This window comes from Peribacillus sp. S4, from assembly GCF_046715815.1.
GTDB classification, from domain to species: domain Bacteria; phylum Bacillota; class Bacilli; order Bacillales; family DSM-1321; genus Peribacillus; species Peribacillus frigoritolerans.
The window spans coordinates 1,338,665-1,365,387 of the sequence record NZ_CP175708.1; the positions used below are offsets into that span (position 1 = coordinate 1,338,665).

Here is a 26,723-nt window from a genome sequence, read left to right on the forward strand (position 1 = left end):
CACATGAGCGGCAAGGATAAAACGACCCCAATACAGGATGCGTATCAAGAGCTTCAAGGGAAGCATGAAATTAAAAGACCAATAGTGAAGAATTGTTTGAAGGCCTTTTTAGTAGGTGGCATTTTCTGTATAGTGGGACAAGCCATTTCCTACTTCTATATTTATTTTTTCAACTTTACGGAGCAGACAGCTGGAGGTCCGACAACGGCTACCATGGTGTTTCTGGCCCTTTTGATGACCGGTTTCGGATTTTACGACCGCATTGGCCAGTTTGCTGGGGCAGGGAGTGCCGTCCCTGTCACTGGGTTCGGTAACGCAGTCATTTCTGCAGCAATCGAGCATCGGACGGAAGGTTTTGTACTTGGAGTTGGATCCAATATGTTTAAATTGGCCGGATCGGTTATTTTATTCGGAGTATTTTCAGCCTTTGTCGTGGCGTTGATAAAAACGATTTACCTAATGAGTGGGGGCTAAGCGGTGTTAAAGGGAAAACAAACATGGATGTTCACCAATAAACCGGTCATCTTGGAAACAGGGGTAACAGGGGGGCCATTTGAAGCTAATGGAGAAATCGCGGGAGATTTCGATATTCTTTACGACGATTTATGGATGGAGCAGGATTCATATGAGAAGGCTCATCGCCATTTGATGGAGAAAGCGGTAGAGCTTGCTTTGGAGAAAGGGGAGATTGACAAGGAGCAGGTACAGTTTTTCTTGGCTGGTGATTTAATCAATCAGGTTACACCGACAAGCTTTGCGGCAAGAACCAATGGAATTCCATATTTCGGCTTGTTTGGAGCCTGTTCCACATCGATGGAAGGTCTTGCTCTAGCTGCCTTCATCACTAATTATGGCGGGGCTAACTATGTGTTGACAGGTGCATCGAGCCACAATGCAGCTGTTGAAAAACAATTTCGCTATCCAACTGAATATGGCGGGCAAAAGCCACCTACAGCCCAATGGACGATAACAGGAGCAGGGGTGGCGCTGGTTGCTCCTAATGGAAGCAAGCAAGGGGAATATCCACATATTGTCTCGGCCACTATTGGTAAGGTCATTGACATGGGATTGAAAGATCCTTTCAACATGGGGGGAGCAATGGCCCCGGCTGCAGTCGATACGATACTTGCCCATTTCAAAGATACTGGTTTGACCCCGGATGATTATGATTTCATCATTACTGGGGATTTAGGTCAAATAGGGAGTGAGGCAGCCCATGACTTATTGAAACAAAAGGGCTGTAATATCAATCAGGAAAAATTCAAGGATTGCGGATTGATGATTTTTAAAAAGGACCAGCCTGTTTTGGCTGGCGGGAGCGGTGCGGGATGTTCGGCAGTCGTTTTATACGGTCATATATTAAATGAAATGATTTCCGGTAAATATAAAAAAATCCTGCTTGTCGCAACAGGAGCGTTATTGTCGCCGCTTTCTGTCCAGCAAAAAGATACGATTCCGTGCATCGCCCATGCAGTGTCCATTGAGTATGGGATGAATTCATGAAAAAGGAGAGATTTCGATGTTAGCAATGTTTTTTTGGGCCTTTGTCATCGGTGGCTTGATTTGTGTAGTAGGCCAGCTGCTTTTTGATGTTGCTAAGCTGACCCCAGCACATACGTTAAGCTTATTCGTTGTAATAGGAGCTGTTCTTGGCGGATTTGATTTATATGAGCCGCTGGTTGACTTTGCCGGTGCAGGAGCAACCATACCGATCGTTTCGTTTGGGAACTCGCTGGTGAACGGGGCGATGATGGAATCGGAAAAACATGGGCTCGTTGGCGTACTGACAGGTATGTTTGAAATTACGAGTTCCGGTATCTCTGCAGCAATCGTTTTTGGATTCATCGGAGCATTGGTTTTCAGGCCAAAAGGATAAAATTAGCGAAATAGGCAGCCTTGGAATGGGACATGGCCTATACATATTTGTCCAGACCTACATATGTTATCAGTAAGCTTTAGCGAGAGCGAGGTGATATGTATGTTTGGTTTTGGTGGCTACGGTTGTTGTGGCGGCGGCGGTTATGGATACGGCGGCGGATATGGCGGAGGATACGGCGGCGGTTCTACTTTCGCGATAATCGTTGTATTGTTCATCCTATTGATCATTGTAGGGGCTTCTTTCTGCTAAGGCGTAAAAGGAATAGGCAGAAGAAGCCTATTCCTTTTATTTTTTTTGTATGGGCCTAGCACTTTTTTCTGATAATGCCATAGGATAGGTACAGAAAAGGGAGGGGCTTAAGTATGGATAATAACTTTTTTAAAAACATAGAAGGTAAAACCGGCGTAAATATGAAAGATGTATTAGAATTGGCAAACTCGCTGCAAGGAGCCAACTTCAAAGATGAAACAACGGTTAGAAACGTCATTAAGCGTGTTTCAAAAATAGCGAATAAACCGGTCAATAAGGAAACTGAGGATAAAATCGTTCATTCCATCGTAGCTGAAGGGAATAAACTTGATTTCGGGACGATATCCAATATGATAAATAAAAAATGAAAAAGGGCCTGCTATTATGCAGGCCTTCAGACTGCAGACAAACTTGAAAGAAAGCGAGTTTGCCTGCAGTTTTTTAAACTAAAAAAGTCCATTTGCAAGATTCGGCTTTTGGTCAAAGCTTCAGAAAACGTGATGGATGGGCAGTCCGTCCGCGTCTAGTTTGCAGGATGGAAAGGTAAAGGTCCTTTTTAGCCCTGGTTGCCGCTACATAGAGCAATCGTCTTTCCTCTTCAAGAGGGGATAGTTCCCCTTTTCGGTAAGATTCAAGTGCGAAATCATGAGGAATGCTGCCATCGACAGCAGCAAGGACATATACGGTTTGATATTCAAGCCCTTTGGAACGATGTATGGTGGTAAGCTGTATGGCGTCCTTAAAGTGTTTCGATAGCTGTTTAATCTCTTGGACCATCGCAGTCATATGATCGACATGTTCAATGAAAGCGGCGACGGTTGGAAAACGATTTGCCGCCACCTTTAAGTCACGGATGTCATCGGATCCTTTTTCCAGGTTCGCATCATTACCGCGTTTTTTTACATATTCCTGGTATCCTAAATCTTTCTCGATGATCTCTAACGCTACGAGTGGCGACATAATTTTTAAAGACCGAATCTGTTCAGGAATCGTTTTTAATTTTCGTTCTTGAAAAGCATGTCCAGTCTTAACAAAAGCAAATGCATCGATGAAGTCACAATCCTGCAATATTGTCATTGCTTTTAACTCTTGTAATATACTTTGCTTTAAGAATAGGCAGGAAAGGACTTCAGATGCTGCCTTGCTGTCATGCGGGAACAAACTCAAGCGCATAAAGGCAAGCATGCCGCGAATGACCTTGCGCTGATAAAACGAATCCGCATCCTTTTCAATGACGAATGGCAGATTGGAAGCGGCAAGCCGTTCAAAAATGGCCCTGGACATCGTGTGTGTCCTGTACAATACTGCAAAGTCCCCAGGGTTTGCTCCCTTGGATATTTTCTCTTGGATATCGGATACGATCATCGTCGCTTCCAATTCTTCATCATAAGGATAAAATAAAACAGGTGGATTTCCTGAATCATGCTGTGCCCTCATCTTTTTCTCCATCCGGTTCTGGTTTCGCTTGATCAAGCGGTTCGCAGTAGCGACAATTTCATGGGAAGAGCGGTAATTCTCCGTCAGCTTCACCACTTGGGATCGAGGGAAGTCATGATTGAAATTCAAAATATACTTCGGATCGCTTCCGCGGAATGAATAGATGGATTGGTCATCATCTCCAACCGCACATACATTTTTTGATTCAGCAGAGAGGAGTTTTATCAATTCATATTGAACTTTATTGATATCCTGAAACTCATCTACCAAAAAATAGTTAAACCTTTGCTGATATTTCTTTAAAAAATCTGGGTGATTTTTTAAAAATACATAACAGCCTACAAGCATATCATCAAAATCATACTTCCCTGTTTGCTGTTTATATTCTTCATATTTCTTATATAAAAATAAACACGATTTCTCCCAATCGTCCTTAGGTTGAATATCTTCTGGAAAGGCCAAAGAGTTTTTCCAAAGCCCGATTTGTTGAAGGGCCTGATCATATGCAAATTCCTTATCATCAAGTTCCAATTCCCTGCCAGCCTGTTTCAATACCTTTTCTTTTTCCCACTCCCACTTCAATAGGAAATCGCGCTGCCATTTGGCTGGTTCGTGGAAAATCAGGATTTTATAAAAGATGCTATGAAAGGTCCCGCTAACGATTTGAGAAACAAGGGAGGGCGTCATATAGGGATAACCGAGCAGACGCTGCTGCATTTCCTTTGCGGATTTCGCCGTAAATGTTACAAGCATGATACTCTTGGGATCAATCTTTTTCACTGTGAGCATATAGGCAGTGCGTACCGTCAATACGCGGGTTTTCCCGCTGCCTGCTCCTGAAAGGACAAGGATGGGTCCATCGATCGTCATTACCGCCTTGAGTTGCTCTGCATCGAGAACAACCCCTGAAGAGGATAATTCTTGAAAGTATGGTTCCTCTGATTGTGCCATGTCATATGGTTTATCTGAATATTTCGGATTGCCGGTTATGGGGCGGCTTTTAAGGAAAGGTTCGGTAATGGTTTTCGTTTCAGTAATGGTTCGTGATGTTGGAATCCTAAATCCATTCTGTTCCATATATTCTAAGGGCTTATCTTCATTTATGGATTCTGAAATTGGCATTTCACAGGGTCCCTGCGATGGGTCGCTATGATAAAAATAAGGTGTCTCATGGATTCCAATAAATAATTTCACTGGTTTATGACAAATGATACAAGAAAGCTGATCACGTTTTCCTTTTTCAAAAAGTGTCTGCAGCTCACCAGCTGAAACGGTATGTAAATGTACGATTTCATTGCCAGATTTTGCTTGATTCATATAAATGGATACCTCTAATCTATTAAAAATATCGGCAATACTCATCATACCAGAAGATTAGGAAAAAAGAATATGGAAATCATGTTTAAATATTGTTCTGGCAGGGGAATTAAATGACAACATAACTATTTCAATATAAGGAGGGGTTACTATGGGATATATAGCACCTGTCACACAATTTGATTATATTCAATATGCCAACCGGACGGTCGAAGCTGCAGGGAAAGTGAGAATTGTTAAAGGAGCGGCACCCATTCAACCCATCCGTTTTGATCAGGTGTTGGAAAGGGAAAGGGAAAGGGAAAGCGTTGAAGGATTAAATCAAATTCAAGATAATGTTCGGGTAAGTGCATATGGAGCAGGCACATATCAACATGAAATGGGCAGGAGCGTCAGGAAAGATTTAACGGCTGGAATGACAGGAAAAGGCAGGTTCATCAACGAAATTGTCTAGTTCCTCCAGAAAGACAAAAGAGGACACGTGAAGTGTCCTTTTTGTGCTGACTTCTTAAAGAATGTCTATTTCCACGATTAGGGCTAACAATAGTTGCAATAAAAGTTGGATGTTTAGAGCGATTTGTGCATCAGTTGTTGTAATGTCGATATCACGGCTGTTTTCAACAATTGTTTTTTGGCGCGTGATTTGTTTAACATTAGAAGATTGGATTAATTGTTGAGTGATCTTATCAGCATTATCAGCATCTGCAACGGAAATGCTTACGATGACCGCAATTGCAGCTTGTAGAGCAGCTTGTAGTGAGAGGGCCGCTTTAACATCCGTTGAAGTGATATTTACATTACAAGAATCTTTAATGTAAATAAGTTCTTCAGAAAGCTGAACTTGATTATTATCCTGTCTTGCGTCTTGGTCAATCTTTGTGTCATCGTCGTTACAGAATCCTGAAAGGGGATGCCTGGAAGCGGAATCTAGAGCCGACCATGACCTTTCAGAGTCATCATGTGTGTTACAATTGCTACGATATACATTTTGGTTCATGTTGTTTTTTCCTCCTTAGGTTTTATTCCCTATTAAAATATGCTTTGATGGTTAATCGGGTTGGACGAATAAATCAGTTCATTCGTCTATTTTTTAAATACTTAGAGAAAGTATTAGTGTGTGGGGGATGAATAATAAAGAAGCTGGAGCTTTAGGAATGAAATGTAAGTGCTGCTATGTCTCGGTTTACTTATTTCTCGCCAGCAAGTAAGGTGATTAGGTGATATGGTGCGTCATTTATTTTTGGAATCCGTGAATTTGTTGTGAATGGAATTGGTAACTGGATTAACATCATGTTCCGTGATGTTCTTTTCTTGGTTTATGATTTTCAGTGATTGCTCTTGTAAATAACGAACGGTTTCTTTAAGGTTGTTTCTCTCTTTTTCAGTTAGATCGACCTTTTCCTTTTTGAAACCATGTTTTCTCAAAGTCCTCGAAACCAGCAGCTCCATCAGTCTTTTTTGAGACTCATCCAGGTTAAAATCATTGTTACCCATAAAATTTTCCCTCCTTCTTGCTTTCTATATATAGACTATGTATTTTTGATGAGATTGCCATTGAACGGAAATGGTTTTTTTCATAAAACGATAATTTAAGTCCATGAACGAACAAAAAAAGCTGTCCAATCAGAAGACTGAAAGGACAGCTTTTTTATATCAAAAAATGGTTTTCTTCATCGTTTTATGAGGAATGCCAGCATCCATGAATTCGTCGGAAACGATCTCATAACCTAATTTTGAATAAAAAGGGATGGCATGCACTTGGGAATCAAGCTTTAATTGAGGCACTTCCTGCTGGATTGCGTATTCCTCAATAGCATTCATGATCATGGCGCCGGCACCATTCTTACGGCCCGATGACAGTACACAAATGCGCTGTACTTTACCGATGTTGTCAATGACCCTGAAGCGGCCAGCACCGATTGGCTGATGCTGCTCATCATATAAAACGAAATGTGTGGAATCTTTTTCATATTCATCGATCTCTTCTTCAAGAGGGACGTTTTGTTCTTGGACGAACACTTTTCTTCGAATCATATATGCGTTTTCAAGCTCTTGGCTGTTCTCTGCGATTTTTACAAACACGAAATCATTCAGCTCCTAATCTAAATGTTTCATAAACGGTCCATGCCCCATCTTCAAGTTGATACAGCAAGTGAACTCGTTTCACCTCTTCTTCATGGCTGATGTCAAGCATGCTTAATTGGCCTAAAACATCAGAATGCTCATTATCGGATAAATCTTGAGCGATTGTAATATGCGGGACAAATGCATGTTCACTTTCACTTTTTATGAAATCCTCATTGTTAAGCGCATCATGCAGCTCTTGAAGCCCTTCGGATAATTCTACTTTGAAATAAATCGTATTGCTTACGGGTTGGAAAGACTTCGTTTTGGTTACGCTCATCGTAAAAGGTCTGCACTTTTGAGCGATGCCTTTTAATTGTTCCGCGATTGTTGAAATTTCCATATCCGTCGCTTCGAACGTTGGTTTAAGCGTTAGATGCGGTGGTATGAAAGCATACTTCGTATCATACCGTTTGCGATAGGAGTTAGCTAAATCTTGAAGTTTTTTTGAAGGGAAAATTGCAACACCATATTTCATAAATAAAACCTCCTGATATTTTTTATTGTTGTATTATAGTTGGACATGTTTTTTTCTTGAAACCATCCCAAACAGATGATTTCGAGTAATTAGAACATTTCCAATAGTGCTCGTTTCAAATCTGCCTGCCAGTATTTCCAGGTATGATTACCTTCAAATTCTTCATAGAAGCAAGGAAATCCTTTTTGGTTTATTAATTTATGCAATTCCCTATTTGGTTCTATGAAGTTTGCCTTATTGCCATCCGTCGTCGGTACATCCGTTTCACCGGTCCCGATCACATGGTAAAGTTCGAGGAGATGCGGATCCTCAAAATTACGTACAGCATCCATTACTGCTTCATTGGCAAGCGGGGACTGCATGATGCATTTACCGAATGTATGCGGATACTGCAAAGCGGCCAATAGAGAAACTGTACCGCCAAGAGAGTCACCGATCAAAGTTCGACCATGTCCCATTTGATAGGTTGGGAATTCATCATCTAAAAACGGAACTAGTTCATGGGCAAGAAAACGTATGTATGCAATATGCTGTTCCCCGTCCGGATGATATTTGCGCCTGCGGTCAAAGCGGTCTTTATAAGGAATGCCGACAATGATGATATTCTCGATCTCATCGTTCCCTAACAGTTCATCTGCTACCCGACCGATTCGGCCCATTTGAAAATAATCACGGCCATCCTGAGCAATCACAAGCGAATATTTATACAATGGCGAATAATTAGCAGGCAAGTAGACAAGCAATTCCAATTCTTCTGCTAAAGCTTCGCTTTTAAACATGTACTCTTTAATTGTGCCTTTGCGTAAACTCATTCTCCCGCACCTCAATGATAATTAATAATGAAAAACAACTTACTTGATTATTTTAGCATAGCCTTGCAACTTTTTCCCGCGACAAGAATTTGGAATATAAAATTTTCGTTATATTTTCTAAAAATTTAAATTATAAGGTGCTATAATACAAGGATATAGAAAAATAATACAAAAAAAGGTGGCGAATAAAATGGCAGATGTACACGTGCACAGCAGGGAAGTGACAAAGGCGGCTAAACGAACATTATTGGAGCGTGGTGTCAGTGTGGAGGCAATTGCAAAAATCGTTTATGAATTGCAGTTCCCGTACAAGGCTGATCTTAAGCTGGAGGAATGCATCCACAGCGTTGAGCGTGTCCTGTTGAAAAGGGAAATTCAACATGCCATTTTAGTCGGTGTGGAGCTGGATAAACTGGCAGAGCAAAAAAAACTATCAGAACCCCTGCAATCGATTGTTGAATCGGATGAAGGGCTATTCGGAGTGGATGAAACGATTGCCTTTGGTGCAGTACTCGGTTATGGAAGCATTGCTGTAACAACCTTTGGCCATTTGGATAAAAATAAAATAGGCGTCATACACGAACTTGATAAGAAGCAAGAAGGAATCGTGCATACCTTCCTGGATGACATCGTTGCAAGCATTGCCGCGAGTGCCGCCTCAAGGTTAGCTCATCGTCTGAGAGATGAAGAGGAATCGTTAACTGAACAGGAAAAGGACATCCAGGAAGAAGAAGAGTTAATAGGTTGAACCTTGAAGAGCAATGTTCAGCCAGACCTGTAAAACCTGGCCTTAATGAGGCGGGCAGAAAGGATGTTGGCTACTTTAAATGTCCGTTTTGTCTGCCTTAGAAAACAGAATGCGTGAATATGGCCTGGATAAATTTCAAGCACCTGGATTTTCCGTTGTGTAATCTTACCTTGTTCGGAGAGATAAATTATTTCTAATGGAGCATTTTCTTCCATATGTTTACGAAGTATATATTTCATTCCCGGTCACTCCTTTGCTGACTTGCTTGCTATCATTATATGCGAACGTACGTTTTATATGCAAGTGAAAAGCGAATGTTCGTTCTGTCTTGTTGTGAGGGTGAATGGAAGAAGATGAAATTATAACCTTTTTAATATTATATGTAGAGTTTTTAACAAAAAAACAATTTATGTACTCAATTTCTGACCTTTCTTCTAACAGTCCTCTTAGAATCTCAGTAGCTAGGTTCTTCATCAACCAAAACTGAAGTGCGATTATACCTCACCTCATTTTCAGATTGAGAATAAAGAATCTGTTTCCCCGATTATATCCACAAAAATACCTTCCTTATTGTTAACGACCACCTTCTTAATAAGATATATAATCCAGTAGATTTTTGCTGTTTAAGTTAGATTTATTTTCAAATTTGTAACATATGTACAAACATCTTTTCTTTTAATGAATAAAATAACCCGAAAATAAAAAAGAAAAAGGTGATTATAATTAAAAATCATAATTCCATTTCACATTGTAATTCCTTTATAGACACCACATATCTTAATAAGAAATGTGTGCAAAAGAAACCGGATGATTGTCATAGCTGCCATAAGAAACACAATGACTGTATATGTCACCAAAAGAAACCGGATGATTGTCATAGCTGCCATAAGAAACACAATGTCTGTATTTGCCACCAAAAGAAATCGGATGATTGTCATAGCTGTCATAAGAAACACAATGACTGTATTTGTCATCAAAAGAAACCGGATGATTGTCACTGTTGTCATAAGAAACACAATGACTGTATTTGTCATCAAAAGAAACCGGATGATTGTCACTGCTGTCATAAGAAACACAATGACTGTATTTGTGAGCAAAAGAAAGATGATGACTGTCATTTGTGCCATAAGAAACATAATGACTGTATTTGTCATCAAAAGAAACCGGATGATTGTCATTGTTGTCATAAAAAACACAGTGACTGTATTTGTGAGCAAAAGAAAACCGATGACTGTCATTTGTGCCATAAGAAACATAAAGACTGTCACTGTGACAATAAGAAACATAATCTAGTAAGAGCATCTGCGTTCAGGGCTAATAAGAATACACCACAACTATACGAAGCAGCGTTAACTCCCTCTGTAAAAGTTTTATTCCAAACTGAACAGTTTGATTTAGCGGATGAATATAATCCGCACATATCAACATTTATTCCAACTAAGGATGGAATTTATGAGATAACAGCAAAAGTCTCGTTTTGTCCGTCAAAAAGTAAAAGCAATGATTCCTCAAAAAACAAAAAAGATAATTGCAAATGTGATTATTGCAGTAAAAATAGTTGCAACTGTGATTATTGCAGAAAACATCATTCTTCAAAAGACAAAAAAAGGAGTTCTTCAAAAGAAGGATATGTCGCATCCATTTCCATTAACGTAAACGGAGATAATTTAGATATTGTTAATGACTTCTTGGAGAAATCAAGACCTATTGGACTATCGGTTACTACAATCCTTCAGTTACAAGCAGGAGATCGGGTACAAGTATTATTTAGCGCAGATGCAAACGGAGAAATTTTAGCAGAAGCATCTTTAACAAACTTTCAGGCTGCTAGATTCCCTTCTCCAATGTAAAGATCTTTCTGCTTTAGTCTTAGATTGAGTAAATGGACATCATATTTGTTAATTAAAGTCGAGTAAACGTATGATTAGGAGCCCTGGATTCTCCTTGAAAAAGGTGAGGTAGATTCTATTCCGAGAAATTTTGGGGGTCAGATCGTACTTTCAGGGATTAACGCCTAAGACCACACTTTACGGAAAAAAACTTTTTTAGCAAAACTACTTGTTTTATTTTGAATACCACTATATAATAAATCTTGTTCAGAAAAGAAGTCAGCAACTAAGTAAGTTTTAAACCAAGCTCTATAGAGCTTGATTACATACGACTTGTTAGCTCAGTGGGAGAGCACTTCCTTGACAGGGAAGGGGTCGTGGGTTCGAATCCCTCACAGGTCATCAACTAACAAAGGCTCAAATCCTTGATATCACAAGGGTTTGGGTCTTTTTTTGTTTTTAAAGATATAGTTCATTATGTATTATTTACTGGATTGGTGGCGGATAGAGAAGGATTAAAAGACATTAAAGGACAACTATTTGTAATAATTAATATTTTAAGGAACTGTGGGTAAAGCCTTTTGCTTATTCGGCTAGCGATGGAGGTCTTCTTTTTGGCTTTTCTTTAAAAGGTACATAATCATATTCTTCGGTAAAATCCACTTTACTATAATGTGTTGGATTACTCACTACTAAATACCATGCACGGGAATACTTCCTGGAAGCCCTGAACATGACGCATGAAGACTATGCAAAATATCAGCAAACGATGTTTCTTGGCTTGAAAAGTATAATACAATGACTTCACTTAAAATGATGGTAGAACAATATAGAGAAGAATTACAACCCTTACCCTCCACTTCAGTATTATATAGTAAATATTCCCTTTGTTTTTAACGGATGATTTTAATACCTCAACAGTTTATTATATTGATAAAGGATGAAGTATTTAATCTACTACTACAATTTGGTAAGTCTTTAAAAGGGAAGTGATTGTTAAATGCTTTATATAAGCGATATCGGAAAGATAATTAATAACACATTAAATGAGCACAATTTGGATATTATTTATGAATTTGACAATAACCTAAGTGCACCTATGAGTTATAACGTATCGACCAATACTATAAAATTCAATTACCTTCAAGTTAACGGTTATAAAGGGAAAATTAGAATAAAAGAGACAGAGGAAGATTTTGTTAAAATTATTCTTTATCGTATGATTGGTTATTATTTAGATTTTAAGAAAAACAAACATGATCTAAGGATTTTAATGTATGGTCACGAAGAAGAAAAAGAAAAGCTGAAATCTGAAATAGAAACTAATGCTTGGGATTATGGGAGAACATTAATACCGGAACACCTAATGGAGTCATATGATAAAGTTCGTGAATTGGATAAAATGTTAATAAATTAATGTACTCTAAGAAAATGAGGCTCCACTTTAAACTAAAACAAGAAAAAGAAGCCTCCTTGGAGAATCTCTCTGGCTGAATTTTTGAGTGAGAAATTAAACTGATATCCAATAAGACAAGACCCAGAGAAAGAGGAGTTGTCTTAGAAAGATTGATGAATAAACAAAGAGAAAATCAAGTTCAAAGTTCGTGCTCGACTTTTAAGAGATATCGATTGCTTGACAAAAGAAATACACTGGACTGAACATACCTCTGAAGAGAGGTTTTAATGAACAACATATACTAGATAAAGAGGAAAGAGATTATTGGTCAAGCGGCTCCAGAGTACGATTGCGTAGATAAGTATTATGACCTGCTCATCCAACGATTTGTTCATGGCAGTAATTTAGATACAGCAGACCATAATTACGATGTTTTTATCCAGCCAAACTTGAAGCAATTTAATCGAGACCAATTTCTTGCTATATAAGATGGTATTAACAGAACAATGTTATGGGCATAGATTTGGATGCTTAGTGTTATCATTGTAATTTCGGTTTTATTAATATTTCCTTTTGTATATTTGATTTTAGGAACTGAGATATTTGGTGTTTAAGTTTTTGATAATACTGATGATCTTTCTTCGATTAACAGGAGCTTTAGTACTATAGGTGTAATAAAAGAGATTACAAGAAGTAGTCTCTTTTATTTATACATAATTAACATTAATGTTTCAAAAGCCTAAATAAATGGACAGTCAAAGGGGACACCCATAAATGAGGTCCCCCTTTCATAATGTATTACGGTAATGAAGTTTTATATTGTTCCATTAAATCACCTGCATATAAGCTTGTTATCATTAAGAAAATGGCAAGCCCAATGTATAATGAGAACCAGATGACTTTTGTTTTGAGCCTCGATGAGTAATAGGATTTCTCTTTATCCCTAATTTCAGTTTGTTCTTGCACTTCTTTAAAGAACTTTGCTGCTATTCGTTCATAGGTGCCTATATTTTCAAAATCGGTCGGTCCGTTCTGGTATTCATTCGTATTAGCAGCATCCATTAAGGATCTATACATATTTAATTTCACCTCGGTCAGCTGTTTTTCTTTTAGTTTATTATTATCAAATAGCGGGATATGCCAACTCTTCATGTTGTTAAACTTTTCATATTGTTGGCTCGATTCCATATTCCAAATATTAACCAGGCGAATTTTTTCTTCATCTGTTGCAGCTGCATATTGTTCTATTTGCCTTAATCCAAATTGATTCAATTCTATGATGATGTCTCTTTGATTTCTGGTAATCTCGCTACGAATTTCTTTCCACCACTTAGAAATGCCCAATAATAAGAAAAGAATTAAGAATGGATTTGGATGGAGAAATAAATATACAACCATCCCGATAATCCCTACTACCCAAAGCTTTGTGGAGATGACTCCCACTATACGTCCTCCATCAAGAGGGTGCACAGGCATTAGATTAAATAGGTTAATCATGGCTCCAAGTGTAATAACTAAAAGCCAAAATGGATTTTCCGTCATCATAAATAAGGGGATGGCTGGTAGAAATGCTAATGTACCTAATAAAGGACCTCCGAAGGCAAGATAAGCTTCTTGGTTAGCATTCTTGGGTTCTTCCTTAAGGGCAATTAATGCTCCGACAAAAGGGATGAAAATGGCATTGGATGTTTTGATGCCTTTTCTCTTTGCAGCAAGTAAATGCCCCATTTCATGGATATAAATTAGATAGACTAGGGCTACGGCAAATTTCCAACCGTAAACCAAGGCATACGCTCCTAATGAAACGAAAATAGAAATCAGGGAACCTACTTTTGCTAATTTCAATAGCGCAAACAACCATTTCATTTTTCCAAGGAAAAATAACCCGATTGCCCCCAAACCTACCCATCCTTTTTTCGATTTAGATTCTTTCAAAATGTACCTCCTAGAGTAAATGGGAAAACAGATGACCCGAGTGACACTATGTCTATCTGAGCTCCTTCTTGATTTATCATCTTGCTAATATCCTTATTATATTGTATTGGATAATCCATTTATTATCATCTTAGTGATATATTTCTAGAATATTAACTTTCAAGTATTACATTTTTTTATAATTAAGATAGAGTTCTGTCCTTAATATTTAGGGCCCTAACAGGTCATCAACTAACAAAGGCTCAAATCCTTGATGTCACAGCATATCCAAATATCATTCCTGTGTGTTTTTATGCATTGCACAAAGTTGCACAGAAAATGCATGTGAAGGTGAATCGTTCGTTGCATGACGCTAGCCACTTTGGTACACTATGCAGAAGTGCATTTCAGCTAGGATTGACTATCGAATGATAGATAAGATGCTGTCACCTTTACATAATTCATGGTCTTTGTAAGCGGTGGGGTGCTCCCGAACGAAATATGGTACAAAACCTTAACAATATAAAAGTTTTTCTAAGAAGACCATCTGTTCCCTCATACAGCAGGAGTTGTATGGGGGCTTGTATTTTATTGAGAATTTTCTGTTTAGATGAAATAAGGAGGAAGCAATGAACAATTATAAATTGACCATTCAATATGATGGCGGGCGCTATAAAGGCTGGCAGCGACTTGGTAATAGTGATGATACGATCCAAGGGAAAATAGAAAATGTATTAACGGAAATGGCAGGGGAAAAAATCGAGATCATCGGATGCAGCAGAACGGATGCCGGTGTACACGCCCTTGCTCAAATCGCCAATTTTAAGATCGGTGAAAATCTGACTGAAGTTGAAATCATGGATTATTTGAATAGATATTTACCAAGAGATATCAGCATTGTCGAGGTTACGTTAGTCCCTGAACGTTTTCATGCACGTTATAATGCTAAGGATAAAACCTATTTGTATAAGATCTGGAACGAGCCATACACAAATCCTTTCATGAGAAAGTACAGTATGCATGTAGAGGAAAAGCTGGATATCACTAGAATGAAAAAAGCATGTCAACATTTTATAGGTGAACATGATTTCACTGCTTTTTCAAATGCAAAATCCAAGAAAAAATCCATGGTGCGTGAAATATATACCATTGATATAGAAGAGAATGCCGGCTTCATCGAAATTACGGTGCGAGGCGATGGATTTCTTTATAATATGGTTAGGAAGATTGTCGGGACGTTGATAGAAGTAGGGTTAAATGAAATAGATGCTGAAAATATACCAAGTATTATAGAGTCAAAAGAAAGAATCCAAACGGGCCGTATGGCGGAGGCAGCTGGGCTGTACTTGGTAAAGGTTGATTTTTAGACCGGCCTTTGATGCATCGGTAATTGTATATTAAGTGTAAAGGCAGTAGAAAAAGGGAAGTAATAGGGAAGAATGGTAAAGCGGAAAGTACGAAAGAAGGAGAGATTTTCATGAGATTAGCAGGAAAGAAAATAATCAGTCTTGTGCACCATGATTTTGAAGATTTAGAACTCTGGTATCCGATTTTACGTTTAAAAGAAGAAGGGGCGATTGTTCATCTCGCCGGAGAAAAGGCGAATGAAACATACATTGGAAAATATGGTGTACCAGCCATATCTGATTATGAGTATGGCAGTATCAAGGCTGAAGAATATGATGCCATCCTTGTACCGGGCGGTTGGGCACCCGACAAAATTCGCCGGTTTCCTGAAGTGATATCACTTATCCAAAGCATGGAAGAAAATAAAAAACCCATTGGGCAAATTTGTCACGCTGGTTGGGTGTTGATATCCGCGAAAATTTTACAGGGGAAGAATGTAACGAGTACACCTGGCATTAAAGATGATATGGAAAACGCAGGGGCAACTTGGATAGATGAGCCCGTCGTCGTAGATGGAAACCTTGTGTCAAGCAGGCGTCCGCCTGATCTGCCGGATTATTTAAGGGAATTGATAAACGTGATTGAAAAGGGTTAAATCCATAGTACGGTGAAAAAGTGTTTTTTCCTTCTGGAAAAAACACTTTTTTTATCCATACCCAAATTTATTTTAATAGTGATTATGATAAAGATCATTCCCTTGATTGATCCTTAATCAAATCAATATATAAATTTCCTTTTGTCCCTACGACAGCATACGAGATATCAAAAACAACAAGGTTCCTTTTTTTGAGTTCAGCCATCAACCATCCTTCATTGTAGGTGTGTGTGGTTAGGTTATCATATAAGATTTTTCCGTCATAGACCAGTTCAATCGGTACAGAACCTGCTGGGGGCAGTATTGGTAAATCCTGCTTGGTGGCATTTTGGTATTGTTCTTTTTTTAATACAGAGAGTGAACCATTTATCTCTAAAATGGCACATTCAACTTCATCTAGGTTGAAGATTTCTTTTCCCCGCAAAGCCTGTTTAAGAGAATCCATTGAATACCCCATCCGTTCCATTGACTCTTCAAGAATTCTTCCTTTTTGAATTAAAGTGGCAGGTTCTCCGGCAATCCATTTCCCGAAACGCGGATTTCGAACCGCTAGAAGATTGAGCATGAAAACGACGGTACCCATAATAATTATGGAAATGATGAAATACAGGAATTTAATTTTAATATTGAATGCTAGATTTCCTGCAATTGTCCCCATCGTCATGGAAGCGATATAAAGGTGATAGGTCTTCTGGGCAATTGTCTGTTTACCGAGAAGTTGGACAAATACCCATAATAAAATAAAAGAGGTAAAGGTTCGAAAGATGATTTCAACAGATTCCGACATGACGATTTCTCCCTTACAAAACTCCCGACAGTTCGTTTGAGATAGTATGTTCTTACACCTTGCCATTTATTCTGTAAAGGAAACAGACAAGAAACCGTCTTTGATTTGGGAACCCCTCTTGAATTAATAGATTTAAACGATTGGTGCGATACATAAAAAAATGAATTATGAAACAACATTCAATAAACCAGGCATTCATATTAGTGAAATATCATGAAGCAAGCCGCTCAATACTTGCTTCTTTTTTATTTGATGAATCGATGGATATGTTTACTTAGTATCGATTAAGAAATTTCTACGAATAATAGTATCAAAATACATTTGCACGGGGGTATGTTTTGAGAAATATTCAGGAAATTTTCATTGACGATTTAAAAAGCATTTATAAAAATTTCTTTGTTTGTATCGTAGTCGTCTTTCTCATGTTCATCCCTTCCATTTATGCGTGGTTTAATATTGTTGCATCATGGGACCCGTATGCAAACACGGAAGGAATTCTTGTCGGTGTTGCCAATAATGATAAAGGTGCGGAGTTAAATGGCAAAGCCGTGAACATAGGCAAGGAAGTAATGGAAGGGTTAAAGGAGAATAAGGATCTGGGCTGGAGGTTCACATCGGAAAAAGAAGCGATAGAAAAGGTGGAAAAGGGTGATTATTATGCATCCATCATCATTCCGGAGAACTTTTCCGAACATATTGCGACGATCATGACCGATGACCCTAAGAAGGCGGGGATTGATTACTATGTTAATGAAAAAATCAATTCCATTGCTCCTAAAATTACGGCAGCGGGTGCCAACAGCATTGTGGACAATGTGAGCAAAACCTTTATCAAATCAGCCAGTGGGAGTATCCTTGCAATTTTTAATGAACTGGGAATCACCTTGCAAAACGAGTTGCCGACGATTCAAAAAATGAAGAATATGGTTTATTTATTAGAGGCTGAACTGCCTGAGCTTGAACAAAATATCAAAACCGTTCAAACACATGTCAAAAAGGCTGAAGATATCATTAAGAGGGTCAATGATGGCCTGAATTCGATAGAAGGAATAACATCACAGAAGGACAAATTGGTATCGGACGTTTCTAGTTATGTAGATTCAACAAGGCAGGCATTCGAAGGAATCAATCCCCTCTTAAAAAATGATATTGCGAACATAAGGAGCGATAATGAATCCATTTTAGTGCTGGCAAACCGGTTAACGGGTCAGGATTTACCTGACAATGAGTCGGATCAGCTAGTGGAACAAGGTGTAACGAGGATAAATAAAGAGTTGTACCTTTTGGACAGTATGTATAATTTATTGGTGAGAGTCAATCAATTTAATGAGAAAAACGTGCTTCAGCCAGAAATACAGCTGGTTGATGAACTAAGGGATAATGCTTCGAACCAACTTCAAGCGCTGAATGACCGAGCATACGGCAATCTTATCGAACTTGGCAGGAACAATGATCAAGTCTTGGCAAGCTTCCAGGAGAGCTATTCAAAGGAAACGGGGCCAAAATTCAATGAAATCTGGAATGAAACAGAAGCAATATTGAATAATGTCCAGCTTACGATGGAGGAGGGAACCAAGGTTCTTCCTGAGGTGAGGACGCTGTTGAATGAGACCAATCGAACATTGGAAACACGTACAGTGGATATTAATAAGTTACAGAATAAGTTTCCGGAAATCGAAACGAAAATAAAGGCTCTGGCTTCTAAAATGAGGGAAATTGATAAGTCTTATAATATGGAAGAAGTGATCGATTTCCTAAGGAATGATATTGAACAAGAAAGTGAATTTTTTTCAGAACCAGTTCTGCTCAATAAACACAGTCTCTTTCCGATTCCGAACTATGGATCCGCCATGTCTCCTTTCTTTACGGCACTTTCCCTTTGGGTCGGCGGTACAATATTGATTTCCATGCTTAGCGTGGGTGTTTCTCAAAAGGTCTACAGCCCGTATCAAATTTATATCGGGCGGTATCTAATATTTTTTATCATTGGGGTGATGCAGGCCCTTAGTGTTTCTATTGGGAACATCTTCCTTATCGGTGTTTATGTAGCGGATAAATTTGAGTACATCCTGTTTTCCGTTCTGATAAGTACGGTATTTACACTCATTGTTTACACCTTCGTTTCCGTTCTTGGAAATGTTGGAAAAGGGATAAGCGTCGTCTTGATGGTCCTTCAAATATCAAGTTCAGGAGGCACCTTCCCCATTCAAGTCACACCGCCCTTTTTTCAGCATATTAACCCTTTCTTGCCATTCACCTATGCTGTGGGTTTGCTTCGTGAATCTGTTGGGGGAATAACCTGGAGTGTAGCTGGCAAGGACATTTTTATCTTGATTCTCTTTTTAATAATCACGTTCATCTTAGGTGTCATTTTGAAAAAGCCTCTGCATGCAAGGACACAAAAGATGAAGGATAAATTGTATGGAAGCAGGATTTTTTAAGGTAATTGAAAGAGTGCTGTGACCGCGGTTAACTGAAGTTGAAAATTATGGTTATATTCAGCCTGAACCCTTAAAAGGGGCTCGGGTTTTTTTATTTGCTGAATGGTATTTATAGATATGTATTTTTATGTAGGTTTGGAATATTCATCAATACATTGACAGTTGAATAGAAAAATACCGATAAATTAGAATTTTTGCATTTTTATAGTTGACAAAAACCATTGGATTAATCATTATTAAGAAATAATGTTTAGTAAATCGATGCGATATAAAAGTGGGGTGACTTTATGTATTTAACAATAGATGGCATTGAAAAAAGTTTTAAGAATGAAAAGAAAGAAAGCATAAAGGTGCTCGATAAGATAAACATAGAGGTCGAGAAAGGAAGCTTCGTTTCAATCGTCGGCCCTTCAGGATGTGGTAAATCCACGCTTCTTTATCTGATTGCCGGCCTTGATAAAGCAGATGTGGGTGAAATACGTGTAGCTGGGAAAAAAGTGGTGAAGCCAGGTCCGGAACGGGTTGTCGTGTTTCAGGAGGCGGGTTTATTTCCTTGGCTGACAGTACTTGAAAATGTTACATACGGATTGAAGATAAAGAAAATGCCCAAAGAAGAGGCAAAAGCCAAGGCATTGGACATTTTAAAGATGGTTCACCTCAGCCGATATGTTGACTCCTATCCTCATCAACTCTCAGGAGGAATGAAACAGAGGGTAGCCATCGCAAGAGCGTTGGTGATGGAACCGGATATCCTGTTGATGGATGAACCATTCTCCGCACTTGATGAGCAAACGAGGATGGTTTTGCATAAAGAGCTGCTCGAAATCTGGAGAAAAACTAAAGTGACGATCTTTTTCGTTACCCATAATATTCGCGAGGCTGTTCAGCTTTCCGAAAAAATTATCGTCTTTGCTACCCGTCCCGGGAAAATCAAAGAGACGATTTCCGTTCCTTCCATGAAAGATGGAGTTATGCCGGATAGTGTAACTTTGCATACAGAACAAAGGGTTCTATCGATTTTGCAGGAGGAAATTGAAAAAGTGCTGAAGGAGGAAATGGGGAATGATTACAGCTTTAAGACGAATCATATTCATCGCGATGATAGCGGGGATATGGGAAGTCACATCTAGACTTTCCAGTCTTCCGGATTTCATGTTCCCAAGCCTGACTCAGGTTTTGGAAACTCTGTTTAAGGGACTGATGAGCGGACAAATAACCGAAGCCATCGGAAAAAGCCTTGGCCGTATTCTGATCGGCTTTATGATTGCCATTATAGTAGGTCTGATATTAGGATATTTCATTTGGCGCTTTAAATTGGTCGAAGACACTTTAGGATTCGTCGTGACGGCTTTACAGTCCATTCCGAGTATCGTTTGGTTCCCTTTAGCGATCATTTGGTTTGGATTGAATGATTTTTCGATCCTTTTCATCGTCACCATCGGAGCAACTTGGACGATGACGGTTAATGCAACAAGTGGCTTCCGGAATGTACCCCAGTTGTATCAGCGGGTTGCCAAAACATATGGATCGACCGGATTTCATTTTCTTCGCACGGTGATTTTACCAGCATCCGTCCCGCAAATAATATCCGGTCTCCGAATTGCATGGGCCTTTTCCTGGCGTGCATTGATGGCAGGTGAATTACTTGGCGGGGGAGGCGGTCTTGGCCAATTGCTGGAAATGGGCAGATCACTTGGACAAATGGATTTGGTCATCTCCGTGATGATCATCATCGCAATCATCGGAACAATCGTGGATAATGTCGTCTTCTCCCGTCTTGAACGTAATGTTCAACTGAAATGGGGAGTGAAGTAACGGTAGTTTAATAAAATAATAGTTTTAAAGGAGAGAAAAATATGCTGAAAAAATCATTCTTTGCCCTTATTCTGTCTGTTTTGTTAATCGGAATAGTAAGCGGATGCACTCAATCCAGCAGTAATGATGAAGAAGGGAAAGGGTCCGGGGGGAAATCCGTGAAAATTGGTTATTTTCCTAACCTAACCCACAGTGCAACGATCATTGCACTTGAAAAAGGCTTTTTCGAAGAAGAGTTCGGTAAAGATGTCAAGATTGAAACCAAAACAGTGGCCAATGGAGGATTATTCATGGAAGCAATGGCCACAAACGCCATTGATGTCGGAACGGTCGGGCCTGGTCCATTGCTTAACTTTTACGTGAAAAACCCTGAATACCACCTGATCTCCGGGGCTGTTAATGGAGGTGCCGTACTTGTGGCTAGCGAAGGCAGCAAGGTTACGGATTTAAAAGATCTGGCCGGTAAAAAGGTAGCGATTCCCGTTATTGGAAGCACACAGGATGTCATGCTTAGGAAGGCCCTTCAAGATGTAGATTTAAAACCGACTACAAATGGGGGCACAGTTGAACTGTATGCGGCAGCACCTGCTGACACAACCGCCCTTTTTGTTCAAAAGTCTGTCGATGCAGCAGCGACCCAGGAACCATGGGGGTATGTATTGGAAAACCAGGCAAAAGGAAAGCTGGTGCTTGACTGGGATCAATTTGCATGGGGAAAAGATTCACCTAACACGGTAGTGGCTGCAAGCCAGAAGTTCTTGGATAAAAAGGGGTTCGCTGCTTCCTATTTGAAAGCGCATGAAAAAGCGGTGAAGTTCATACAGGAAAATCCTGAAGAAAGCCAAGAACTGGTTATTAAGCATTTGAAGGAACTGACTGGAAAAGAATTAAGCAAAGAAGAAGTGGCTTCAGCATTTTCACGCCTTGAAGTGACAACTGAAGTTAATGAGCAAGTCATTCAAGAAATGGCCGACATAAGCAAGGAAGCCGGTTATATCCCTAGCAGTGATATAAAAGGCATGATCGATTTATCAATTCTTGAAGAAGTGTCCAAATAACAAGCAAGCGCCTCAGCCATCCTGGCTTTGGCGCTTTTTTTAAAAGGCCGGATTAATCCATTTTATTTAAGCGGGGAAATAATCCTCCATATAAACACCTCAGGTCATGAACTTCCTTTATGGACAGATTTGATCCAATGCTTGGATAACATGATCAACCTCCTCCCAGGAATGGATGGTAGCGCCTGAAGCCAGTGAATGTCCTCCACCATTGAATTGACGTGCGACTGATGCGATGGGAATATTCCGTGAACGTATCCTGACACGGATTTCAGAAGGGTATTCGATGAAGAAAGCCCAGATTTTATTGTCCCTGACACTTGATAGCGTATTGACTAAATTCGAAGCTTCGAGTCGATCCACCCCATACATATTTAAAAGCTCGTCCGTAATAATGAAGTAAGCTACCCCTTTATCAGTTACCTTGAAGCTCATGAGAATGTCTTTTTGAAGTCGGGAAGCGTTTTTCGGCTTAACATTAAGGCTGTTATGGATTCTTTCTGGCTGAATATTATAGGTTCTTAAGTGCGAAACCATTTTTAATGTCCTGGGAGTTGTATTCCCATTCGTGAAATTCCCTGTATCACTAAGTATTCCTGCATAAAAAGATTTAGCCGCTTCTTTATTCATGATGAACCCTTCTGGAAATTCCAAGAATAAATCAACAAGCATTTCACTTGCAGAGCTATAAGAAGGGTCGACCCAAGAAATGTCCCCGAATTGTTCGTATTCGGGGTGGTGGTCAATTTTGATCAGCATGTCTCCATGATCATATCGGGAATCACTGATCCGTGAAATGTTGGCAGTATCACAAACAATCACTAAGGCACCTTTATATTTGTTATCGGAAATGACATCCATATCACCTATGAATAGAAGCTTGTCCACTTCCTCGCCTACCGCATAGACTTCTTTAGAAGGGCAGGAGTCCTTCAATAGCTTCTTTAAACCGAGTTGTGATCCCAATGCATCCGGGTCCGGATTTACATGACGATGAATGATGATTGTGTGGTATTTCTTGATCGCTTCGATTATTTCCATTTTTTTATTGTCCATAGCGCCATCCCCTTTTTAAGCTTTCCTTGTATGCAGTGCGACGATTGATAATATGTAAAATTCATATATTGACAGTTATATCTATTCAATCATCACATGCCAAACGAGTAAAGGCAATTCCGATTACTTTGGATGGGGGGGAGTCCTGAGGCATACGGAAAGTATACGGAACAGATGTAATAAAACACTCAAACAAAATTATTGCAAAATTCAAAAAATACAACTATACTTAATTTACCAAACCGATGACAACAAGTTACCTTGTTGCATGGCCGGCTTGACATAAAAAACTGGAATCCATAAAAATTGACTTGGTTCACTTGATCTTCCTTTGCAGGAAGACAGTTCGTGGATAAGGGTCAGTGAAACATTCAATGTAATGACATTGTTGGTTTTACTGGCTCTTTTTTGTGTATCCACGACAGTTTGAAAGGGGTGATGATATGAATGGAGCTTTGGAGGGAGTCAGGATTATCGATGTATCCCGTGTTTTGGCGGGGCCGTTTTGTTCAATGATTCTCGGCGATTTGGGTGCCGATGTCATTAAAATCGAGCATCATGAATCAGGGGATGAAACGAGAGGGTGGGGGCCGCCATTCGCCGAAGGGGAAAGCGCTTACTATTTATGTGCAAATCGAAATAAGCAAAGCATGACCTTGAATTTAAAATCTGAGGAAGGAAAAGAGATTTTCCGGAAGTTGGTGGCTTCAGGGGATATAGTGATTCAAAATTTCAAGACAGGCACATTGGGAAAACTGGGGTTGGGTTATGAGGATTTAAAGGAAATCAACCCCAAACTGATCATGGCTTCGATTACAGGATTTGGTTTAACCGGTCCTTATAAAGATTTGCCAGGCTATGATTATATCATTCAAGCGATGAGTGGTTTGATGAGCATCACCGGAGAGAAAAATGGGAGTCCCGTGAAGGTCGGAGTGGCCATAGCTGACATATTGACTGGCTTGTATACATGCATTGGCATTTTATCCGCTTTACATCATAGGGATAAATTGGGGGAAGGCCAGGAAATTGATATTTCATTGATGGATTGTCAGGTTTCTTCATTGGTGAATGTCGCCAGCAACTATTTATTCAGTGGCTTGACCCCTGAAAGAATGGGGAACCAACATCCAAATATCGTTCCATACCAGACGTTCGGGACAAGGGATGGAGAGCTTGTCGTGGCTGTGGGAAATGATGATCAGTTCAGGAGATTTTCAACCGTTATAGGCAGACCTGATTTAGCGGAACAGGAACAGTTTAAACATAATGAAAAACGTTTGCAAAACAAGGAAGAATTAATACCGATAATAGAGGATTCGTTGAGAGGTAAGACAAAGAAGGAATGGAAAAGGCTGTTTGATGATGCAGGGATACCGAATGGTCCGATTAATGATATAGCAGAGATGTTCGAGGATCCGCAAATCATCGCAAGAGGCATGTTGGTGAGTATGGAACATCCCACAATCGAAGATCTTAAAGTGACGGGATCTCCCCTGAACCTTTCAAAAACACCGGTTACCATGAGAAAGCATCCGCCTCTCTATGGCGAGCATACCGATTCCATTTTGGCTGAAATAGGATATAGTCCAGATCAAATAAGCAAATTCAAGGAAAATAAAATTATTTAGGAGGAATTTTAATGATGAATTTCGAATTAACAGAAGAGCAGCAAAGTGTGAAGAAAGTGGTTAGGAAATTTGTGGATAAGGAAATTATTCCATATATTCAAGAGTGGGATAGGCAAGGTCAATTCCAGCCGCATATTTTAAAAAGGTTAGCTGAATTGCAGTTGATGGGCGTGTGTATACCCGAAGAGTATGGCGGGGTCGGAATGGATTATAATACCCTAGCCATCGTTTGTGAAGAGCTGGAGCGAGGAGATACGGCTTACCGAACTGCAGTTTCTGTACATACAGGGTTGAATAGCATGACCCTGCTTCAATGGGGGACGGAAGAACAAAAACAGAAATATTTAGTACCCCAGGCAAAAGGAATCAAGATTGGTGCTTTTGGGCTGACTGAACCGAATGCAGGGTCTGATGTAGCGGCAATGAAATCAACGGCAAAACGTGTTGGGGACCATTATATCTTAAACGGGTCAAAAACATGGATTTCGCTCTGTGATCATGCAGATCATTTCCTCATTTTCGCCAAGACGGATCATGATGCCGGTTCAAGGGGAATCACTGCCTTTATCGTGGAACGGACTTTCGAGGGAGTGGAGTCGAAAGCCATTAAAGGAAAATTAGGAATTCGTGCAGGGAATACAGGCGAGATCTTTTTAACGGATGTAAAAGTTCCGGTGGAGAATAGGCTTGGTGAAGAAGGTGAGGGCTTTAAAATTTCCATGTCGGCATTGGACAGCGGCCGGTTTACAGTGGCCGCAGGTGCTGTAGGGTTAATAGAAGCAAGCCTGGAAGCAAGCTTGAAGTATTGCCATGAACGAAGCACATTCGGAAAAGAGATTGGCAGGCATCAGCTCGTTCAACAGATGATTGCCAAGATGACAGCAAATTTAGAGATTTCCAGATTGCTGGTCTTTAAAGCGGGCACCTTGAAAAATCAAGGAAAAAGGAATACGAAGGAAACATCACTTGCCAAGTGGATATCATGTAATGCTGCTAATGAAGCGGCCAATGATGCTGTTCAAATTCATGGTGCCTATGGCTACTCGGATGAATATCCAGTCGAACGTTTTCTGCGGAATTCAAAAGCTCCGGTCATTTACGAAGGAACCCGTGAGATTCATACTGTAATGCAGGGTGAATACGCACTTGGCTATAGACAAGATAAAGAGCTTCGCAAGCAATTGCCTGCATGGCCCTTCGAGCAAGTTTCCGTACATTAACTATAGATAGAGGAGATCAAATCAGATGATGAACACATACTTTATTGCAGGGCATGCAAAACTTCCACAAGGGATGGCAGCGAGAAATATATATGATTCAATCACGATCACGGTGGAGCTTGACTTTAAATATGGAGTAATAGTCGAGGCTTCCTGTACGCTTGCTACAGAGCATGGCAGGGAATTCATCCGTCAACTGCTGCGCGGTTATTGCCTGAAAGATGGTATCGAAGAATTGATTGATCGTGTGCAAATTCATTATCGTGGGAAGGCTGGTCAAGCCATTCAAGCAGGGCTGAAGGATGTGTATGCACAGTTCGAATTGGTCTCCGTTAAATAAGTGAAACCGAAAAGGGTCCTACCGTATGTAAGAGGGTAGGATCCTTTTTTATAGGTTCAGGTACATGGCAAATAAGTCCACTGTCACTATAAATGGCAGTGTTTTATTGTTTAAGGAACGGGACATTTGAATGGATATAACGATCGTGATAATTTTAAAAACACAAAACTCGCCCCTATAGGACGAGTTT

29 protein-coding genes and 1 tRNA gene are annotated in these 26,723 nt (G+C 39.7%); 19 read left to right on the forward strand and 11 right to left on the reverse strand.

Features of this window, described 5'->3' with window-relative positions; genetic code table 11:
* Window positions 1-3 precede the first annotated feature (3 nt).
* The 5 genes from spoVAC to ACJ9PY_RS06460 all read left to right on the forward strand — a co-directional run bounded on the left by spoVAC (window position 4) and on the right by ACJ9PY_RS06460 (window position 2,496).
* Window positions 4-474, forward strand: a complete 471-nt coding sequence (spoVAC, locus tag ACJ9PY_RS06440; protein WP_063577048.1) for a stage V sporulation protein AC — start codon at window positions 4-6, stop codon at window positions 472-474.
* 3 nt (window positions 475-477) lie between these two features.
* Entirely contained in the window at window positions 478-1,503 is a 1,026-nt protein-coding gene (spoVAD, locus tag ACJ9PY_RS06445; protein ID WP_063577047.1) for a stage V sporulation protein AD, read from the forward strand.
* Between the two features lie 16 nt (window positions 1,504-1,519).
* On the forward strand, window positions 1,520-1,876 hold the full coding sequence (gene spoVAE / locus ACJ9PY_RS06450; protein ID WP_063577046.1) for a stage V sporulation protein AE: 357 nt from the start codon (window positions 1,520-1,522) through the stop codon (window positions 1,874-1,876).
* Between the two features lie 102 nt (window positions 1,877-1,978).
* Window positions 1,979-2,128, forward strand: coding sequence for a YjcZ family sporulation protein (locus tag ACJ9PY_RS06455; RefSeq protein WP_082609450.1), 150 nt, complete (start codon window positions 1,979-1,981; stop codon window positions 2,126-2,128).
* A gap of 113 nt (window positions 2,129-2,241) precedes the next feature.
* Complete coding sequence (locus ACJ9PY_RS06460; protein WP_034314458.1) at window positions 2,242-2,496, forward strand: stage VI sporulation protein F; 255 nt, start codon at window positions 2,242-2,244, stop codon at window positions 2,494-2,496.
* Window positions 2,497-2,608: 112 nt separating this feature from the next.
* Here ACJ9PY_RS06460 and ACJ9PY_RS06465 read toward each other — a convergent pair whose 3' ends face one another.
* Window positions 2,609-4,882, reverse strand: a complete 2,274-nt coding sequence (locus tag ACJ9PY_RS06465; RefSeq protein WP_400450740.1) for an ATP-dependent helicase — start codon at window positions 4,880-4,882, stop codon at window positions 2,609-2,611.
* 151 nt (window positions 4,883-5,033) lie between these two features.
* Between ACJ9PY_RS06465 and ACJ9PY_RS06470 the strand changes: the two genes are divergently transcribed.
* The gene (locus ACJ9PY_RS06470) at window positions 5,034-5,336 is read left to right on the forward strand and encodes a hypothetical protein (RefSeq protein WP_278089581.1); all 303 of its coding nucleotides are present in this window, start codon (window positions 5,034-5,036) and stop codon (window positions 5,334-5,336) included.
* A 54-nt stretch (window positions 5,337-5,390) separates the two neighbouring features.
* Here ACJ9PY_RS06470 and ACJ9PY_RS06475 read toward each other — a convergent pair whose 3' ends face one another.
* The 5 genes from ACJ9PY_RS06475 to ACJ9PY_RS06495 form a co-directional block, all read right to left on the reverse strand.
* Window positions 5,391-5,879, reverse strand: a complete 489-nt coding sequence (locus tag ACJ9PY_RS06475; RefSeq protein ID WP_063577043.1) for a spore coat protein — start codon at window positions 5,877-5,879, stop codon at window positions 5,391-5,393.
* 233 nt (window positions 5,880-6,112) lie between these two features.
* Window positions 6,113-6,376 (reverse strand): hypothetical protein, encoded by a 264-nt coding sequence (locus ACJ9PY_RS06480; RefSeq protein WP_034314453.1) that lies wholly within the window; start codon window positions 6,374-6,376, stop codon window positions 6,113-6,115.
* Between the two features lie 159 nt (window positions 6,377-6,535).
* The gene (locus ACJ9PY_RS06485) at window positions 6,536-6,964 is read right to left on the reverse strand and encodes a GNAT family N-acetyltransferase (protein ID WP_034314452.1); all 429 of its coding nucleotides are present in this window, start codon (window positions 6,962-6,964) and stop codon (window positions 6,536-6,538) included.
* Window positions 6,965-6,968: 4 nt separating this feature from the next.
* Entirely contained in the window at window positions 6,969-7,484 is a 516-nt protein-coding gene (locus ACJ9PY_RS06490) for a YjcG family protein (protein WP_034314450.1), read from the reverse strand.
* Window positions 7,485-7,573: 89 nt separating this feature from the next.
* Window positions 7,574-8,296 carry an alpha/beta hydrolase gene (locus ACJ9PY_RS06495; protein WP_054397157.1) on the reverse strand — a complete coding sequence of 241 codons (723 nt, stop codon included), beginning with the start codon at window positions 8,294-8,296 and terminating at the stop codon, window positions 7,574-7,576.
* Window positions 8,297-8,486: 190 nt separating this feature from the next.
* Between ACJ9PY_RS06495 and ACJ9PY_RS06500 the strand changes: the two genes are divergently transcribed.
* Window positions 8,487-9,044, forward strand: a complete 558-nt coding sequence (locus ACJ9PY_RS06500; RefSeq protein ID WP_034314446.1) for a phosphatidylglycerophosphatase A — start codon at window positions 8,487-8,489, stop codon at window positions 9,042-9,044.
* 17 nt (window positions 9,045-9,061) lie between these two features.
* Here ACJ9PY_RS06500 and ACJ9PY_RS06505 read toward each other — a convergent pair whose 3' ends face one another.
* Both ACJ9PY_RS06505 and ACJ9PY_RS06510 read right to left on the reverse strand, forming a co-directional pair.
* A complete protein-coding gene (locus ACJ9PY_RS06505) occupies window positions 9,062-9,283 on the reverse strand; it encodes a hypothetical protein (protein WP_034314444.1) in 222 nt (73 codons plus the stop codon).
* 504 nt (window positions 9,284-9,787) lie between these two features.
* Entirely contained in the window at window positions 9,788-10,231 is a 444-nt protein-coding gene (locus ACJ9PY_RS06510) for a hypothetical protein (RefSeq protein ID WP_411739672.1), read from the reverse strand.
* 51 nt (window positions 10,232-10,282) lie between these two features.
* Between ACJ9PY_RS06510 and ACJ9PY_RS06515 the strand changes: the two genes are divergently transcribed.
* The 3 genes from ACJ9PY_RS06515 (at window position 10,283) to ACJ9PY_RS06525 (ending at window position 12,290) form a co-directional block, all read left to right on the forward strand.
* Window positions 10,283-10,894: a hypothetical protein gene (locus tag ACJ9PY_RS06515; RefSeq protein WP_411739673.1), complete on the forward strand. Its 612-nt coding sequence runs from the start codon at window positions 10,283-10,285 to the stop codon at window positions 10,892-10,894.
* 309 nt (window positions 10,895-11,203) lie between these two features.
* A tRNA-Val gene (locus ACJ9PY_RS06520) sits at window positions 11,204-11,275 on the forward strand.
* A gap of 598 nt (window positions 11,276-11,873) precedes the next feature.
* Entirely contained in the window at window positions 11,874-12,290 is a 417-nt protein-coding gene (locus ACJ9PY_RS06525) for a hypothetical protein (RefSeq protein ID WP_411739674.1), read from the forward strand.
* Between the two features lie 777 nt (window positions 12,291-13,067).
* Here ACJ9PY_RS06525 and ACJ9PY_RS06530 read toward each other — a convergent pair.
* The gene (locus ACJ9PY_RS06530; protein WP_411739675.1) at window positions 13,068-14,204 is read right to left on the reverse strand and encodes a site-2 protease family protein; all 1,137 of its coding nucleotides are present in this window, start codon (window positions 14,202-14,204) and stop codon (window positions 13,068-13,070) included.
* A 608-nt stretch (window positions 14,205-14,812) separates the two neighbouring features.
* On the opposite strand from ACJ9PY_RS06530, the gene truA reads away from it, so the two are divergent.
* On the forward strand, window positions 14,813-15,550 hold the full coding sequence (gene truA, locus ACJ9PY_RS06535) for a tRNA pseudouridine(38-40) synthase TruA (protein ID WP_369315625.1): 738 nt from the start codon (window positions 14,813-14,815) through the stop codon (window positions 15,548-15,550).
* 110 nt (window positions 15,551-15,660) lie between these two features.
* Window positions 15,661-16,185, forward strand: a complete 525-nt coding sequence (locus tag ACJ9PY_RS06540; protein WP_063596564.1) for a type 1 glutamine amidotransferase domain-containing protein — start codon at window positions 15,661-15,663, stop codon at window positions 16,183-16,185.
* A gap of 94 nt (window positions 16,186-16,279) precedes the next feature.
* Here the strand turns inward: ACJ9PY_RS06540 and ACJ9PY_RS06545 are convergent, their stop codons facing one another.
* Window positions 16,280-16,972 carry a DUF421 domain-containing protein gene (locus ACJ9PY_RS06545; RefSeq protein ID WP_411739676.1) on the reverse strand — a complete coding sequence of 231 codons (693 nt, stop codon included), beginning with the start codon at window positions 16,970-16,972 and terminating at the stop codon, window positions 16,280-16,282.
* A 338-nt stretch (window positions 16,973-17,310) separates the two neighbouring features.
* Here ACJ9PY_RS06545 and ACJ9PY_RS06550 point away from each other — a divergent pair, with 338 nt between their 5' ends.
* From ACJ9PY_RS06550 to ACJ9PY_RS06565, 4 genes are all read left to right on the forward strand, one after another.
* Window positions 17,311-19,413 carry a YhgE/Pip family protein gene (locus tag ACJ9PY_RS06550; RefSeq protein ID WP_411739677.1) on the forward strand — a complete coding sequence of 701 codons (2,103 nt, stop codon included), beginning with the start codon at window positions 17,311-17,313 and terminating at the stop codon, window positions 19,411-19,413.
* Window positions 19,414-19,700: 287 nt separating this feature from the next.
* On the forward strand, window positions 19,701-20,543 hold the full coding sequence (locus tag ACJ9PY_RS06555; protein ID WP_057278916.1) for an ABC transporter ATP-binding protein: 843 nt from the start codon (window positions 19,701-19,703) through the stop codon (window positions 20,541-20,543).
* Window positions 20,476-21,228 carry an ABC transporter permease gene (locus ACJ9PY_RS06560; protein ID WP_034314377.1) on the forward strand — a complete coding sequence of 251 codons (753 nt, stop codon included), beginning with the start codon at window positions 20,476-20,478 and terminating at the stop codon, window positions 21,226-21,228. The genes ACJ9PY_RS06555 and ACJ9PY_RS06560 overlap by 68 nt, the downstream gene beginning before the upstream one ends.
* 41 nt (window positions 21,229-21,269) lie before the next feature.
* Window positions 21,270-22,286, forward strand: coding sequence for an aliphatic sulfonate ABC transporter substrate-binding protein (locus tag ACJ9PY_RS06565; RefSeq protein ID WP_098864075.1), 1,017 nt, complete (start codon window positions 21,270-21,272; stop codon window positions 22,284-22,286).
* Between the two features lie 117 nt (window positions 22,287-22,403).
* Here the strand turns inward: ACJ9PY_RS06565 and ACJ9PY_RS06570 are convergent, their stop codons facing one another.
* Window positions 22,404-23,342 carry a DHH family phosphoesterase gene (locus ACJ9PY_RS06570; RefSeq protein WP_283930203.1) on the reverse strand — a complete coding sequence of 313 codons (939 nt, stop codon included), beginning with the start codon at window positions 23,340-23,342 and terminating at the stop codon, window positions 22,404-22,406.
* 443 nt (window positions 23,343-23,785) lie between these two features.
* Between ACJ9PY_RS06570 and ACJ9PY_RS06575 the strand changes: the two genes are divergently transcribed.
* Genes ACJ9PY_RS06575 through ACJ9PY_RS06585 form a run of 3 tightly spaced genes read left to right on the forward strand, consistent with a single transcriptional unit; the run spans window position 23,786 to window position 26,533 of the window.
* Window positions 23,786-24,973 (forward strand): CaiB/BaiF CoA transferase family protein, encoded by a 1,188-nt coding sequence (locus tag ACJ9PY_RS06575; protein ID WP_278088984.1) that lies wholly within the window; start codon window positions 23,786-23,788, stop codon window positions 24,971-24,973.
* Window positions 24,974-24,987: 14 nt separating this feature from the next.
* Window positions 24,988-26,193: an acyl-CoA dehydrogenase family protein gene (locus ACJ9PY_RS06580; RefSeq protein ID WP_283930826.1), complete on the forward strand. Its 1,206-nt coding sequence runs from the start codon at window positions 24,988-24,990 to the stop codon at window positions 26,191-26,193.
* A 28-nt stretch (window positions 26,194-26,221) separates the two neighbouring features.
* Window positions 26,222-26,533 (forward strand): DUF3870 domain-containing protein, encoded by a 312-nt coding sequence (locus ACJ9PY_RS06585; protein ID WP_034315474.1) that lies wholly within the window; start codon window positions 26,222-26,224, stop codon window positions 26,531-26,533.
* The last annotated feature ends 190 nt before the right edge of the window (window positions 26,534-26,723 follow it).

What these genes read in the sequence shown, in the direction of transcription:
- ACJ9PY_RS06500 (WP_034314446.1), top strand. Translation starts at nt 8,487, where the DNA reads ATGGCAGATGTACACGTGCACAGCAGGGAAGTGACAAAGGCGGCTAAA.
- ACJ9PY_RS06490 (WP_034314450.1), bottom strand. Translation starts at nt 7,484, where the DNA reads ATGAAATATGGTGTTGCAATTTTCCCTTCAAAAAAACTTCAAGATTTA.
- ACJ9PY_RS06505 (WP_034314444.1), bottom strand. Translation starts at nt 9,283, where the DNA reads ATGAAATATATACTTCGTAAACATATGGAAGAAAATGCTCCATTAGAA.
- ACJ9PY_RS06475 (WP_063577043.1), bottom strand. Translation starts at nt 5,879, where the DNA reads ATGAACCAAAATGTATATCGTAGCAATTGTAACACACATGATGACTCT.
- ACJ9PY_RS06510 (WP_411739672.1), bottom strand. Translation starts at nt 10,231, where the DNA reads ATGACAACAATGACAATCATCCGGTTTCTTTTGATGACAAATACAGTC.
- ACJ9PY_RS06540 (WP_063596564.1), top strand. Translation starts at nt 15,661, where the DNA reads ATGAGATTAGCAGGAAAGAAAATAATCAGTCTTGTGCACCATGATTTT.
- ACJ9PY_RS06570 (WP_283930203.1), bottom strand. Translation starts at nt 23,342, where the DNA reads ATGGACAATAAAAAAATGGAAATAATCGAAGCGATCAAGAAATACCAC.
- ACJ9PY_RS06545 (WP_411739676.1), bottom strand. Translation starts at nt 16,972, where the DNA reads ATGTCGGAATCTGTTGAAATCATCTTTCGAACCTTTACCTCTTTTATT.
- spoVAE (WP_063577046.1), top strand. Translation starts at nt 1,520, where the DNA reads ATGTTAGCAATGTTTTTTTGGGCCTTTGTCATCGGTGGCTTGATTTGT.
- ACJ9PY_RS06580 (WP_283930826.1), top strand. Translation starts at nt 24,988, where the DNA reads ATGAATTTCGAATTAACAGAAGAGCAGCAAAGTGTGAAGAAAGTGGTT.
- ACJ9PY_RS06465 (WP_400450740.1), bottom strand. Translation starts at nt 4,882, where the DNA reads ATGAATCAAGCAAAATCTGGCAATGAAATCGTACATTTACATACCGTT.
- ACJ9PY_RS06460 (WP_034314458.1), top strand. Translation starts at nt 2,242, where the DNA reads ATGGATAATAACTTTTTTAAAAACATAGAAGGTAAAACCGGCGTAAAT.
- ACJ9PY_RS06585 (WP_034315474.1), top strand. Translation starts at nt 26,222, where the DNA reads ATGAACACATACTTTATTGCAGGGCATGCAAAACTTCCACAAGGGATG.
- ACJ9PY_RS06455 (WP_082609450.1), top strand. Translation starts at nt 1,979, where the DNA reads ATGTTTGGTTTTGGTGGCTACGGTTGTTGTGGCGGCGGCGGTTATGGA.
- truA (WP_369315625.1), top strand. Translation starts at nt 14,813, where the DNA reads ATGAACAATTATAAATTGACCATTCAATATGATGGCGGGCGCTATAAA.
- ACJ9PY_RS06480 (WP_034314453.1), bottom strand. Translation starts at nt 6,376, where the DNA reads ATGGGTAACAATGATTTTAACCTGGATGAGTCTCAAAAAAGACTGATG.
- ACJ9PY_RS06575 (WP_278088984.1), top strand. Translation starts at nt 23,786, where the DNA reads ATGAATGGAGCTTTGGAGGGAGTCAGGATTATCGATGTATCCCGTGTT.
- ACJ9PY_RS06470 (WP_278089581.1), top strand. Translation starts at nt 5,034, where the DNA reads ATGGGATATATAGCACCTGTCACACAATTTGATTATATTCAATATGCC.
- ACJ9PY_RS06495 (WP_054397157.1), bottom strand. Translation starts at nt 8,296, where the DNA reads ATGAGTTTACGCAAAGGCACAATTAAAGAGTACATGTTTAAAAGCGAA.
- ACJ9PY_RS06560 (WP_034314377.1), top strand. Translation starts at nt 20,476, where the DNA reads ATGATTACAGCTTTAAGACGAATCATATTCATCGCGATGATAGCGGGG.
- ACJ9PY_RS06525 (WP_411739674.1), top strand. Translation starts at nt 11,874, where the DNA reads ATGCTTTATATAAGCGATATCGGAAAGATAATTAATAACACATTAAAT.
- ACJ9PY_RS06555 (WP_057278916.1), top strand. Translation starts at nt 19,701, where the DNA reads ATGTATTTAACAATAGATGGCATTGAAAAAAGTTTTAAGAATGAAAAG.
- spoVAC (WP_063577048.1), top strand. Translation starts at nt 4, where the DNA reads ATGAGCGGCAAGGATAAAACGACCCCAATACAGGATGCGTATCAAGAG.
- ACJ9PY_RS06565 (WP_098864075.1), top strand. Translation starts at nt 21,270, where the DNA reads ATGCTGAAAAAATCATTCTTTGCCCTTATTCTGTCTGTTTTGTTAATC.